A 13,923-nucleotide genomic window follows, 5' to 3' on the forward strand; every position below is an offset into this window, starting at 1 on the left:
TTTTCTAATAATTTCTAATTAGGGTTTGCAATTACTACAAGAAGTAAAGCTCTTTTCTATCGCTTCTTCCCGAGAAGGTAATAATATTTGATTCACAGGAGAAGGAAGGGTCCAGCACCATGGATAATGAAAAATTTTGGTTATTTTATTTCCTATATAGAATCTAGGAGGGTAATACCATAGAGTATAAGTTTTTTGGCTTGCTTCGTAGTATAAGATATTTGCGTTATTAAAATTATTGTTTTGCATAGCATTTCTAAAATTACTTAAACTTATGGCAAGGGTATAACTTTTTCCATTATAGGAACATTTAGGAATTTCAGAAAAATAGTTAGAATCATTTAAAATATTTGTGAATTCTTGAGGGGTTGGATATCTTCCATTTTTAAGCGCAAAATATTCTATTCTCTTTGTAAAGATATCTATATTACTATGTTGAGAATTTTTTTTGGCTTCTTCTAGGGATCTCCAGTAAATTGGAATAGTAATTGTTATAATTATTCCTGTTATTAATATAAAAATTAATAATTCTGTTAATGTAAAACCTTTTTTATTTTTCATTTTTTTAAATACTACTTAATGGGATTAAAGTTAATAGTTGATCCTACAATAATTTTACTATCATCAAGGGTTATTATGGGTATACTTTCAATTTTGATTTTTTTCTTGCTTCCATCGGGCATGCTTACTTCAGATATAGATTCAAAGGGTTTTGGACCTGGAAAAGTGAAGGAGATTTGATAAAATTTGGAAATATCAACTTCTCCTACTGTAATTTTATTTCCTAATATATTAAAGCTTATTTCAAAAGCTACCTTTTCTACCTTTACATATATTTTATTGTCCTCAGGACTGTATTTTATTGAAACATCTCCATAAGCAGGAGTTGAATAACTAATAGGAGGAAGTTTTAATGAGATTAAGATATCAGCTTGAAATCTTGCCCTATCTTTACTAATGATAATTTTAGGATTCTTAACTATCCAATTGTAGTCTCCTTTTATTCCTGATATATTAAAAGATCCACTGTTTTTAATTTCTCCTATTGCTAATAAAAATTTATTTAAAGTTTCTTGACTTATCACAATACTTGCATCAGGTTCTCGATAAGTACTAAGGCTTATTGTATTTAAAAAAAAGAAAAAGATTACAAAAAAGAATATTTTCTTATAATCTTTCATTATTTCACCTCATTTAATTTTTTAAAAAATTATAACATATCTTGAAAATTAACAAAAATATTTTAAAGTTATTATCACAGCTTTCATTATGCAAAAAGATATTGTTTCAAACTATCAAGTTTTGAAGAAGACGCTGATCTTATTTGAGCTACGAAGCTTTTAAAGTTTTTTATACTGTTATAGGCTTCTTGTACTGTTAATATTGATTGTGAAACTGCCTTATTTGGGGTAAGTTTTCTCATGGAAGAACCTCCTTATAGTTAATTATAAGGAGGTTTAAAAATGTGATTTACATCACACTTTTTAAAAATTCGTATTATTCTTTTACTGCAAAACTAACATTCTCAAAAAGAATCGAGGGAAAGGTTCCCATATAGGCTGGATAAACTTGATTTTCTATTCCTATAACATTTTTCATTACCTCATAGATATTTCCAGCTACCATAGCATCCTTTACATGACCTACAATTTCTCCATTTTCTACATATAAACCAGGAGAAAGCCCCACAGAAAAATCTCCATTGGGAATATTCCCGCTATGGGCTCCCAAGACATCTGCAACAATTATTCCTCTATCCATAAGTTTTATCAAATCTTCCAAGGATTTATCGCCAGGCTTTACAAAAAGATGTTCTAAAGAAGGAGAGGGTGTTGCTCTTACTATATCTCTTTCCCAGGTTTTATATCCATGACCTGTAGAATTTACATTCATTTTTCCTGCATAATAAAGATCATAGTAAAAGTTTTTTAAAACTCCATTTTCTACAAGGGGAAAATATCTACAAGGAACACCTTCATCATCAAAGCTTCTTGCATCGGGGAAATTGTCATTTAAAGGATCATCATATATAGTAATTGAGGAATCGAAAATCTTTTCTCCTATTTTATTTATTAGAGGGGATGTTTTTTGATATATATATTTTCCATTGGTCGCATATATAAATCTCCAGATTAAAACATAAAGAGAATTTGAAAGGAAAAGGGTTTTAATCTTTCCACCTTTTGTTTTTACTTCCTTTTTAGAGCTATTAAATAGATTTATAATATAATTAAAATCTTCCTTAGAAAATTCTCTAAACTTCTTATCTACTATGACTTTATAAACTGCTGAATAAGATCCAGGATACATTGCACTTGCAAAACATTGATATTTAGAGATTTTTGTGGAAAGATTTGTCCCAGTACTATTCATCAATCTTATATTAACGATATTCTTAACTGCACTAACATTTACTTGGGTTTTTGTAGCTTCTGATAAAATCTCAGAAATTCTTTTGCACTCTTCAACTAACTTGGAATTATTTAAATTTTCTATTTCAGGATCATAAGTATTAAGATTTATAATATCTTTGGAATATGGAAAACTGAATTTTGCCTCTACTTCTCCCTTTAATGAATCTAAGGCATTTTTAACTAGATCTTCAGGATCTATAAGATTTTTTGTATATGCAAAACCTAACTTTCCTTCTTTTATTATTCTTAAACTAATTCCTGATTGGATTGTACTATCAATTTCCTTCAATATTCCATTCTCGAAGGAAACTCCGTCCGCAGTATAATCTACTTCATAAATTTCCACTTCATCACAGTATTTTCTTGCGATTTCCATTAATTTTTCTATCATTACACACCTCCTACAACCACATTCTTAATAAGAATATGGGGACCACCATAGGAGGAACGAATATTAAGCTGTCCCTTTCCACATCCTCCTACCTCTCCTAAAACAAAATCATTTCCAATGCCATAGATATCTTTTAAAGTTTGATAAAGATTTCCAGAGATATTTATATCCCTTAGAAGTTTTCCAATTTTCCCATTTTTAACCTCATAGGCATACTGGGCTCCAAAGGTAAAATTCTCTCCTGCTGTTTGTCCACCTTTTGAATCCAAAATGTAAAGACCATCTCCTAATTTTTCTAAAAGTTCTTCAAAGGTTGAGTTTCCAGGTTCTATAAATATATTCCCCATTCTAATAATGGGAGGATATCTGTAATCTTCTGCTACACAATGACCTGTAAGGGATTCTCCAAACTCCTCTGCCGTTCTTCTTGAATGGAGTCTTCCTACGAGAACACCATTTTTAAGAAGATAGGTTCTTCTTGCTCTTACCCCTTCATCATCATATTTATAAAATCCTAATTGATTAGGCATTGTGGGGTCATCTATTATTGTCAAAATTTCATTACCAAGCTGGGCTCCTATCTTCATCCTTTCCCTCATAGAGGGAACATCCTCAATCAAATCTGCCTCAGAGAAATGTCCAAAGGCTTCATGGGTAAAGACCCCAGTAAGATTAGGGTTAAGTATCACATTATAAACTCCGCCTTTTACTGGTTCTGCCTTTAAAAGATCCAATACAAGTTTTGTCTTTTTTTCAAATTCTTCTTCCCTATTTCTTAATTTATAAAAGCCATCACTTCCCCCAATTCCAACTCTTACATTTTGAACCACATTCCCTTCATAACTTATGATGCTTCCATATATATTTGTAGTAATTAAATCTTCTCTTATCTCTGTTCCTTCAGAGTTAATAAAGTATTTTTCCCTAATAACTTCTGTATATTGGATATTAGTAGTTACATTTTCATGTTTTAGAGGAATATTGTTATAATTCTTAACAATTTCTAGTTTCTCTTCTATAGAAATATTCCTTGGGTCTTCTCTCAAAGGTGGAATAAAAGTATCTTTTATAACTTCTGCTTTTGCAAATCTTACTGGTTTTTTAGTGCTTTTTGCCATGAGATTAACATTTTCTAATACTGTTTTAATAGCTTTTTCTGCATCTTCCTTTTTTGTAAAGGAAATAGAGGAAAAACCACCATTTTTTAAAACTCTTAATACAAAGCCATCTCCTGTGTTTGTACCGATCTGGTAAATCTCTCTTCCGTTTAATATAATCTTTGTTTCTCTCATGATTTCATATCTTAAGTCTACATAATCTGCATCTATTTTGGAAATTATATTTTTAAGAATATCAAACATATTTAAACCTCCGTATTTATATTTCCTTATGTTTTAACTTTACATAAAAATTTTTATTATTTCAATATAAAAATCTATGCTAAAATATTTTAAATGATATTATGAGGAGGATGCCATGCAGGGAATAAAAGAGGAAATTTTAGGAAAAACTTCTCCTCTTTTTGTGCTTAAGGATCAATTGGGAGAGGATTTTGATCTTTCAAAATATAAAGGGAAAAAGGTTCTTTTATCCTTTCATCCTTTAGCTTGGACCTCTATCTGTGGAAAACAGATGCTCTCTTTGGAAGAGAACTATCAAAGATTCTTGGATTTGAATACGATACCTGTGGGATTAAGTGTAGATCCTGTACCCTCTAAAAAAGCATGGGCAGAAAGTTTAGGACTTAAAAATTTAAAGATTCTTTCAGATTTCTGGCCCCATGGAGAAGTAGCTAAAAAGTATGATATTTTTAGGGAAAAGGAAGGATTTTCTGAAAGAGCTAATATAATTATAGATGAGGAAGGAAAGATAATATTCTTTAAGGTTTATCCTATAAGAGAACTTCCTGATATAGAAGAGATAATAAAATTCTTAGAGGAAAGGAAGTCTAACGTGTAAAAAATTCTATTCCTTCCTCTTTATTCTCAATAAAGTATTCTTCAAGCCATTTTTTTATCTCATCTCTAACTTTTCTAAATATTTCCAATTTTTCCTCATAGGACCCTTCAAAGCTTGAAGGATCCATAAATCCTTTATGTATATATTTTTTCCCTCCTGGAAAGAATGGACATTTTTCCTTTGCACTATCACAAACAGTAACTACATAATCAAAGCTTTCTCCCCTGAATTCTTCTATGCTTTTACTTCTATGATGGGAGATATCTATTCCTATTTCCTTCATTACCTCAATTGCTAAGGGATTCACCCCTTTTGGATCTGTTCCTGCAGAAAAAGCTAAAAATTTATCTTTATACAAAGCATTCATTAGGCCTTCTGCCATTTGAGATCTTGCAGAATTATGGGTGCATATAAAAAGAACCTTTTTCATATCTATTCAACTCCTTCTTTTAAGATTTCAAGAAACTTTTGAGATATTTCAGGATCAAACTGTTTTCCCATATTGTTTTTAATTTCTCTTATTATCTCCTTTTTAGATAAAGCTTTTCTATATGGTCTATCTGATTTCATTGCGGAGTATGCATCCGCTATAGCAAGAATTCTTGCTAAAATTGGTATTTCTTCTCCCTTTAAACTTTGAGGATATCCTTTTCCATCATATCTTTCATGATGATACAAGATTGCCTGTAATAATTTTTCCATTTTTGGTAACTGATTTAAAATTAGATAGCCTAATTTGGGATGTTCCTTTATAATTTGCCATTCCTCCTCATCTAAGGAGCCTGGTTTTCTAAGTATATTGGAAGGAATTCCTATCTTTCCTATATCATGAAGTTTTCCTGCAAGATCTAAAACTTCTAAATCTTCTTTGGAAAGTCCCAATTTCTTGCCAATCTTTACTGCATACTTTGCCACATCTTGAGAGTGTACAAAGGTATAATTATCCTTGTTGTCGATAGCTGTAATTAATCCTAAAAATACATCAAAATTGGGAACTTGAACTGCTTTTTCTGGAATTTTTGCTTGAGAAGATATAGTGATATATTGCTCTCCACCTAAAGTTTTTGCTTTATACATAGCAGTATCCGCTAAGGTTAATAATTTACGAGGATCATCGGTATCAGTAGGGTAAGAGGCAATACCTAAACTTATTTTTATAGGTATCTTCTCGTTATTAGGAGTTATTACAGATTTTTCTTTTAATTTTTTTAAAATTCTTTCAGCAACTTTTACTGCTCCTTCCAAAGGAGTTTCGGGGAGTATAATAGCAAACTCATCTCCCCCATATCTTCCAACAATATCAATTCTTCTACAGGATTTTTTAATTAAACTGGCAAGCTCTTTTAGTACTTCATCGCCAAAAGTATGTCCATAGGTGTCATTAAACAATTTAAAATCATCAACATCAATAATAATAACAGAAAGAGGATGAGGATATCTTTGAATTCTTAAAATCTCTTTTTCAAAATTTTCTTCTAAAGCTCTTCTATTGAAGATTCCCGTTAGTGGATCAATAGTAGCAAGTTTTTTAGTTTCTTGAAAGAGACGAGCGTTCTCAATAGCAATAGAAAGGAAATGGGATATAGTGGTCAATAGACTTATACTTTTATCTGAATATATTTCTCTTTGAGTATTATGTTTTAGAACTAAAGCTCCAATAGATTTTTTTCCTGAGATTATTGGGATGCACAAAAAAGATTTTGTTTTTCCTCTTAGATTTTTCTTAAAAATGTAGGTTCTATTTTTTAAGGCATCCAAAATTATCGATTTATCTTTCTTTGTTAATTTTTCCTTTTCATCTCGAATATTTTTAGAAACAATCTCAAGTTTTTCGCCACAGGAACCATTACACAAAATTAAGTAAAAAGCGGAAAAATCAAAAAGCTTAGGAATCTCTTTAGAAATAAGATTAAAAATTACTTCCAATTCTATAGAAGAAGTAATTGTACTGCCTATCTCATTTAATATAGAAAGTTCATTGATATACTCTTCAAGTTCTTTCTCATATTTTTCCCTTTCTTCAAAAAGTAATGCTCCTTGAATTCCTGCACTTATTTGAGTTCTCAAAATTTCATATACTATCCCTAGTTGGGGACCCAATTCAAAAAGGGCGTAGCCAAAATAATTTTCCTGATAATAAAGAGGTTCTATCATAAAAGTAACTCTTTTTTTGGGAAGTATTTCCCTAGGAATAATATCTTCTGAAGGATCGTATGTTATACTTTTTTCTTCGCCGTTGTATTTACAAACTAATTCTGCTGTATGGGGTTTTCTATTGTCATATAAAATTATATAAAAACTTTTTATCCCTAAGTTTGGGATATTTTCCCTTATTTGTCTTAATATGTTATCTATTTTAAAACTTGAAATTAAATTTATTCCCGTGTTGGCTAAAAGGACTGATTGCTCCTCCAATTTTTTTCTTCTATAACCTTGAATTCTTTCTCCATAATCGCTTAATATAACCCTTGCCTGATGATATAAATTCTCTAAGAAGAATTGATCTTTATCTAAATAAGTAAACAAAAATCTTCTTAGAAGAGATATATATTCCTGAAAAATATTTATAAAAGGAATAGACTTTTCTTTTAGTTTTAAAATTTTCTCTAAAGTGTTGAGGAAATATGTAGGATCTTTTTTATCCAAAGCATAAATAAAACTTCTATATATCTCAACTAGAAAACCCTCATCAACTTTTCCTATGTTATTTTCAACATATTTGATAAACTCTCTTTCTAAACTTAAAAAATCAGAGGAATGTAATAATATTTCTTTTTTATTCTCTATTTTTGCTCTCTCAATAGCAGGAAAGCTACATCCGCAAGAATTTCTAATAATTAAATTAGTAGGAAGAAATACAACTTCAGAAAAACTTTTTTTCGAAAGCATATTAAGTATAATTTCTATTGCCTTCCATCCCATATCCTTTAAAGGCTGTTCAACAGTGGTAAGAGGAGGGGTTATGAAACTTGCTTCTTCTATATTATCAAATCCAGTTACCTTGATATCTTCAGGTAAGATATATCCCCTTTCTTTAAGTTCTTCTATAGCTCCCAATGCCATCTCATCATTTGATGATACAATAACATCGAAATTTATCTTTCTTTCATCTAAAAAGGATTTAACTGCTTGTCTTCCAGAATTATAAATAAAATCTCCATAAAAAATATTTTGAGAAGGAATCTCAATATTATAACTTCTTAGGGTATCTAGAAATATTTTATATCTTATTTGGGCTTCCATATTGTTAAGGGGACCAGTGATAAATGCAAATCTTTTATAACCATGATCTTCAATTAAATGTGATAAAAGATTTCTAAATCCTGATTCATTGTCTATAATTATGCTGGTAATACCTTCTATAGGAAGCCCAATACTTACCGTGGGAATTTGAGAGGAATATTTTTGGCAGAATTTTGTTATCTCTTCCAATGTAGTGTCGGAACTTAAAGCAGAAGAAAATATTATTACTCCATCTACATTTTTTGGGGAAACTAAGTTATATATTAAATTTCCCTGTTTTTCGTAGTCTCGAGGAGAATTTAGAGTTTTTCCTGTAAAGCAGTAAATATCAACATTATAATACTCTCCTGCAGAAAATATCCCTGAAAGAATATTCCATTGATAATCATATAAATTATCTACAATTACTCCTATTCTTTTTCTTTCTTCCATGCTTAATGTTATAACTTAAGTTTCAGAGTCTATTATATCATAAGTCCCCTTCCCCCCAAATCTTTAGTTTTAATTTAAAACAATCCATATGATTTTCAAGAGAAGTCCTTCATAGGATACTTATAAGATCTTGTTTTTAAATATCTGATATTTTATTAGTTTCCCTTTTAAGAGAAAATACGAGTTAAACAATAAAAATAGTATGTAAATTATTTCACATTAATTATTTTTTCTTCGGGAGATATTTTAAATACAGAAAAAGGAGTTCCACCAGCGCACCATATTTCATTATAATCAAATAAATCTTCATCATGACCAAAAGGAGGGACTCCCCCAATTATATATCCCGTTTTTTCCTTTACAAATTCAGCATCACCCTTTTTTATGGGTTCGCCTACTATTTTAGATATTTCTGCTTCATTTATTCTATTTTTTCCACTGGCAATTACAAGATAAGGTTTCTCTGAATTTTCTCCTTTAAAAATAATTGATTTTCCTATTTGAGTCACATCACAACCTATAGCGTCTGCCGCCTCTTTTGAGGTCCTGGTAGATTTTGAAAATTTTTTAAATTCATAATTATTTTTTGATAAGTATTCCAAATTCTCTTTGACGAGATTATAAAACTCCATTTTGGTAGTAAATGAGGATAATACTTTCTCATAGCTTTTTCTGCCTCTGTAAAATTTCCTCCGATAGTATTAAAACTTTCTGTATATATTTCAGTCTATATCTCTTAAAACTAAGTCAGATTTAGTAAGGATACTCTGATAATATTTCTAATTTTTTTTAGCTGATACCTTTCTTCTAAAGGTTGATAAGGATCAGTTACAGTTCCAATATAGATATTTTCTGATATCTACAAATCCTTTCTATTTCTGCATAAATCTTGCATAGCAGTAAAGACATGAACGAGCACATCCCACATAGGGATTTATAACCCAGCCACCTTGAGGAAACCCACATTTTGCTATTGCATTTTTACAATTTATCTAGACTTTCCACAGCTTTTCTCAAAGAATCTTCATAATTTGGAAGATCGTCCATATTATATAATTCTAAAATATAATTTCTTAATACCGAATATAATGGTCTCTTTGCAGGTGCTTTATAATCTTCAGGAGTTATGGGAATAATTTTTTCCTTTGAGAGACCTAAAAATTCTGCTACTTTGCAAGCAAAACTATATCTTGTTATAGTTCCCTTGTTCACAATATGATAGGTACCATAAAGTTTTTTCTCTGAAAGCTCTCTTATTTTCCTAACAAGGTCATAGGCATAGGTACAGGATGCAAAATGATAGTTTGTAAATCTTAGTTCTTTTTTTTCTTTTAAATTTTGATAAATCTGAGTTAAAGCATTATTTCCATATTCTCCAAATACATATATGGAGAATCTTTATCTCCTGAGAATACGTAATCAGTACTAATATATATTAAAGGAATATCCAAAACAGAACAAGAAATAGCTATATGTTTAGTACCTAAGGCATTGACTTTCCATGCTAAATCAGGATTTTCCTCGCATATATCAGGAGATCTTATGGCAGCAGGGTGAATAACTAAATCAGGTTTTAAATTGATAATCTTTTCAAAGGAATGATCTCTTGATCTTTAAAGATCTCTCTTAAATAAGAACCTAAAAATCCTTGTGCTCCAGTGATAAGAATTTTCATAGATTTATACTCTATTCCAGCCTAATTTTTCAAGATTTTTAATTTTTCCCTCTTCATCTCCTAAGATAATTACAAAGTGATTTCCAATAGGGTTATTTAAAAAGGATTCATCTTCAATTTTGACTGTAATCTGTGTCCTGCACATATTTTCTATAAATGGTTTCTCCAAAACTTCGCCCTTTATCACTTTGAATTTTTTGTCCTTTCCAAGTCTTAATATGGTTATCTTATCTGAGTTTATATATCCTTCTATTCCTACACTACTTAAGGTTTCGAAATGGGTATTTAAATTAAAGTATTCAGGTATATTTATTGCAATGGTACAATGGGCAAAAGTATAATTATTATTTTCAATTTTGGCTAAGTTTGCCATGAAAGGAGTTTTTCCAGTAAGTTTATGGGCAAAAATCATAGTAGCAAGAGCTTCTGTATCTCCTTCACAGCTTGCAATTGTTCCTTCAGAATTTAGCAAAGAAAGAGCAAGACAACCTGTAATTTTTAAATTTAATGCTAAATCAAAACATCTTATAGTTAGAGCAGAAAGATTGTATTTTTCTATAACTTTTTTTAGAGATGTGTAAATCTTTGTAGCTTTTAATAGATTTTCTTTAGGAATTTTTCTCTCTTTTGCCATATTCCATATCTTTTCTGCTATGCTGGGATCTTCTTTTAAGTTTTCTTCTACTTCTTTTAAGGATATATCGATGGGTTCTAAGCCTAAGTTTGTTAAAATCTCATAATTTCTGCTTTTGATTAACCAGTCACTTGGCTTTCCTATAATTCCAACTTTTTTTCCTTTTAATTCATCGAATGCTCTAAGAATTTCCATTATTTTTTCATTAGGATCTGGAATTAATATGGTCTTTATTCCTTTTTCTATTGCATAAGCTTGTACTTCTAAGCTTGCAGCAAGACCATTAGCAGTACCAAAAGGAATGATATAAATTCCATCCTTTAAGTACTTAAGAGATTCTTCTTCAGTTCCTCCCGTAAGAAGTATGATAGCATCAGGATTATCACTTTCTTCTAATTTTATATATTTACCTAAGTACTCTTTTGCTTCTTTTAATTTTTCTTCAATACTATATGCGATGGGACTTAATAGAAATTTTACTTTCATTTTCCTATTCCTTTCTTAATAATTTTAAATATTCTGCCATTTGTCTTCCCAACATTCTGCATGCTTTTTGTTCCAATTCTTTAGGAAATCCTAATTCATAAGAATAGCAAGAATAGAAAATAATGTTGCCTCATTTCCCCCTCCCAATCCTCCAGAGGAAGAAAAGGCTGTTCCAATCTTTCCCTTCACTTTTCCCCATGCAACTTTTACACTTTCATCAAAAAATTTTTTCAATTTCCAAGTAAGAGTACCACAGTACGCAGGAGAACCTACAATAATTCCATCACAGTTTAAAAGATCTTCGGGGACTGCGTCATCTACATGTTTTACAACCACATCTACTCCTTCTACTTCCTTTATGCCTTCTGCTACCTCTTCTGCCATCTTTTTTGTATTTCCTGTAAAACTGTCGTAAATAATAAGTACTCGATACATAAGCATTATTCCTCATTTATTAAAATTTAATTCTGCAAATGTCCATACATAGTAAATCCAGCAGTAGGATAGACAAATTCTAAGAGCAAGCCTGTATTAGGCTCATATAAACTCTGGCCTAATGGTTGTCCTGATAAATATAATACTACTAATACTTCTCCCCTTTGTCCATATCCTGCAGTATCTAGGGAAAATCCAATTTGAGGTATGGAAATTATAGTTTTTCTCTTTAAAAGGGCAGGATTTATATAAAAAGGTCCAAAAAATCTATCTCCTATGCCTGTAGTTGTTCGAGTTATATTCCCCCAATAATTAATTTGATAAATTGCAATATTTCCTTCCACATTTAATAGTCTATAATTAACATTACTTAAGGGTTGAGTTATCCCCATAATTACACTATACAAGGCATAAGATACATTTCTTTTTGCTATATCAGGAAGACTTAAATTTGGTAAATTTAAATTATAAATTCCTACTAAAGTTTTTCTTCCTGCTTCTCCTCCTCTAGGATTTTTACGAGTTATTGTGGAGAGCTGAATTATTCCTTCACTGGTAAATTGTTCTGAAGTGGTTGTTATCTCGTCTTGGGACTGGGTTGTTACTGCAAAGTAATAAAGATCTTTTCCTATGGGTCCTCCTTCTACTATAATTCCATTTTGAGCGTAAAAATCTCTTTCTTTTAAGGTTTGTTCTACAATTTTAGGATGTACATATAATCCTACGCCAGGAGTGTTGAGTAGTAAAATATTTGAATTTATTATCCATTCTCTTGTGCGAGAGTCTCTGAATATTTCATATTTTATTCCATATACTCTATCCTTTTGAATAGTTGTAACTATATATATGCTGTATCCTGCCATAATACCTGCAGAACTTTCTGCTCCTATTCCTACTCTTGTACCAACCTCTGTGTTATATACTACACAAGTTCCCTCTCTTATCCAAGAGGGAATGGGCATAAGGATTTCCTTTCTTGGAAAGGTATCAGTACTCTGAGGAAAAGAGGAAGAAAATATTAACAGAGTAATAACTAGTATTAAAAATAAATTTTTCATTTTTCTCTCCTCCTATAATGAACTTTAATTAGATTTTATAATAATTATAATTTGTAAATCAAGTTTTTAATAAATCTTGACTTTAAATAATTTTTTTGTATAAAATTAAAACCAAAGAAACTTAAACGGTTAAGTTAATATGAAAAAGGTTAAAAATAAGCTTACAATTAACGATATTGCCAAAATTGCAGGGGTTTCTAAGGGTGCAGTTTCCTACGTATTAAACAACAAGCCTGGAGTTAGTGCAGAGGTTAGAGAAAAGATTCTTCGCATTATAGAGGAATATGGATATAAACCCAATAAATTGGCTCAAGCTCTGGCAGGAAAGAAAACAAATTTTATAGCTCTCATAATACCTGATATTAGTGATGTTTTTTATGCAAAAATTATAAAGGGAGTTGAGAAAACTTTAAGTAAAAATGGATATTATTTAAATCTATATGGTACCCATGCAAATCCTGAAAAGGAGCATCAGGTTTTTGAGTTTTTAAATACAGGCTTTGTGGATGGAATAATAGTTATGGCTTATCATATTGAGAAAAGTTTTGTTAAATGGATATCAAGCTCTAATATTCCTGTGGTTTTTATAGACTATCCCTATGATCATGATGTCTATTCTGTAATTGTAGATAATGAAGAGGGGGGATTTAAGGCGACAGAATATCTTATAAATTTAGGTCATAAAAAAATTGTCTTTATCCATGGATCAAAGGATTCATGGGATAGTGATCTTAGATTTAAGGGTTATTTAAAGGCTTTAGAAAAATATAATATTCCCTTTAATGAGAGTTTAGTTGTAAGAGGGGATTTTACAAGGGAAGGTGGATACAAAGCAATAAAAGAAATTTTAGATTCTGGAGAAAAATTTACTGCAGTTTTTTCTGCCAATGATCATATGGCTTTGGGAGCTATGAAAGCTTTAAAAGAAAAAGGATTAAGAATTCCAGAGGATATCTCCATTATAGGTTTTGATAATATAGAGGCCAGTGCCTTAAGTAATCCCCCTCTTACTACAATAATGCAACCTATTTATCAATTAGGGGAGATGTCCGCTAAGATTCTTTTGAGGCTTCTTTCTGGAGAAAATTTAGATCAAAAAAGATTTTTGTTAAAAACTCAACTTATTGAGAGAAAGTCTTGTAGTAAAATTTAAATTTTTTTCCTTTTAAGATTTAATTTTTTTTAAATTCTTAACC

Annotated in this window: 13 protein-coding genes and 1 pseudogene; 2 read left to right on the forward strand and 12 right to left on the reverse strand. The window is 30.4% G+C overall.

Annotated elements, in window-relative coordinates; all coding sequences use genetic code 11:
• Positions 1 to 18: 18 nt before the first annotated feature.
• The 5 genes from NZ841_06235 to NZ841_06255 all read right to left on the reverse strand — a co-directional run bounded on the left by NZ841_06235 (position 19) and on the right by NZ841_06255 (position 4,166).
• On the reverse strand, positions 19 to 561 hold the full coding sequence (locus NZ841_06235) for a prepilin-type N-terminal cleavage/methylation domain-containing protein (GenBank protein MCS7202354.1): 543 nt from the start codon (positions 559 to 561) through the stop codon (positions 19 to 21).
• Positions 562 to 572: 11 nt separating this feature from the next.
• The gene (locus NZ841_06240; GenBank protein ID MCS7202355.1) at positions 573 to 1,181 is read right to left on the reverse strand and encodes a hypothetical protein; all 609 of its coding nucleotides are present in this window, start codon (positions 1,179 to 1,181) and stop codon (positions 573 to 575) included.
• A gap of 86 nt (positions 1,182 to 1,267) precedes the next feature.
• Positions 1,268 to 1,423, reverse strand: a complete 156-nt coding sequence (locus NZ841_06245; protein MCS7202356.1) for a hypothetical protein — start codon at positions 1,421 to 1,423, stop codon at positions 1,268 to 1,270.
• 74 nt (positions 1,424 to 1,497) lie between these two features.
• Positions 1,498 to 2,805 (reverse strand): TldD/PmbA family protein, encoded by a 1,308-nt coding sequence (locus tag NZ841_06250; GenBank protein ID MCS7202357.1) that lies wholly within the window; start codon positions 2,803 to 2,805, stop codon positions 1,498 to 1,500.
• Positions 2,805 to 4,166, reverse strand: a complete 1,362-nt coding sequence (locus tag NZ841_06255; GenBank protein MCS7202358.1) for a TldD/PmbA family protein — start codon at positions 4,164 to 4,166, stop codon at positions 2,805 to 2,807. The genes NZ841_06250 and NZ841_06255 overlap by 1 nt, the downstream gene beginning before the upstream one ends.
• Positions 4,167 to 4,281: 115 nt before the next feature.
• Between NZ841_06255 and NZ841_06260 the strand changes: the two genes are divergently transcribed.
• Positions 4,282 to 4,764 carry a peroxiredoxin gene (locus NZ841_06260; protein ID MCS7202359.1) on the forward strand — a complete coding sequence of 161 codons (483 nt, stop codon included), beginning with the start codon at positions 4,282 to 4,284 and terminating at the stop codon, positions 4,762 to 4,764.
• Here the strand turns inward: NZ841_06260 and NZ841_06265 are convergent.
• The 7 genes and pseudogenes from NZ841_06265 to NZ841_06295 form a co-directional block, all read right to left on the reverse strand.
• Positions 4,754 to 5,194 carry an arsenate reductase ArsC gene (locus tag NZ841_06265; GenBank protein MCS7202360.1) on the reverse strand — a complete coding sequence of 147 codons (441 nt, stop codon included), beginning with the start codon at positions 5,192 to 5,194 and terminating at the stop codon, positions 4,754 to 4,756. The genes NZ841_06260 and NZ841_06265 overlap by 11 nt on opposite strands.
• A 2-nt stretch (positions 5,195 to 5,196) precedes the next feature.
• Positions 5,197 to 8,439 (reverse strand): diguanylate cyclase, encoded by a 3,243-nt coding sequence (locus NZ841_06270; GenBank protein MCS7202361.1) that lies wholly within the window; start codon positions 8,437 to 8,439, stop codon positions 5,197 to 5,199.
• A gap of 209 nt (positions 8,440 to 8,648) precedes the next feature.
• On the reverse strand, positions 8,649 to 9,041 hold the full coding sequence (locus NZ841_06275) for a YbaK/EbsC family protein (protein MCS7202362.1): 393 nt from the start codon (positions 9,039 to 9,041) through the stop codon (positions 8,649 to 8,651).
• Between the two features lie 379 nt (positions 9,042 to 9,420).
• Positions 9,421 to 9,983, reverse strand: a pseudogene (locus tag NZ841_06280) (sugar nucleotide-binding protein).
• A gap of 135 nt (positions 9,984 to 10,118) precedes the next feature.
• Entirely contained in the window at positions 10,119 to 11,234 is a 1,116-nt protein-coding gene (locus NZ841_06285; protein ID MCS7202363.1) for a hypothetical protein, read from the reverse strand.
• A gap of 90 nt (positions 11,235 to 11,324) precedes the next feature.
• Positions 11,325 to 11,669 carry an NAD(P)H-dependent oxidoreductase gene (locus NZ841_06290; GenBank protein ID MCS7202364.1) on the reverse strand — a complete coding sequence of 115 codons (345 nt, stop codon included), beginning with the start codon at positions 11,667 to 11,669 and terminating at the stop codon, positions 11,325 to 11,327.
• A gap of 26 nt (positions 11,670 to 11,695) precedes the next feature.
• Entirely contained in the window at positions 11,696 to 12,727 is a 1,032-nt protein-coding gene (locus tag NZ841_06295; GenBank protein MCS7202365.1) for a hypothetical protein, read from the reverse strand.
• A gap of 139 nt (positions 12,728 to 12,866) precedes the next feature.
• Between NZ841_06295 and NZ841_06300 the strand changes: the two genes are divergently transcribed.
• A complete protein-coding gene (locus NZ841_06300; GenBank protein ID MCS7202366.1) occupies positions 12,867 to 13,880 on the forward strand; it encodes a LacI family transcriptional regulator in 1,014 nt (337 codons plus the stop codon).
• Positions 13,881 to 13,923 lie beyond the last annotated feature (43 nt).

Source organism: Dictyoglomus sp. (genome assembly GCA_025060475.1).
GTDB lineage: Bacteria > Dictyoglomota > Dictyoglomia > Dictyoglomales > Dictyoglomaceae > NZ13-RE01.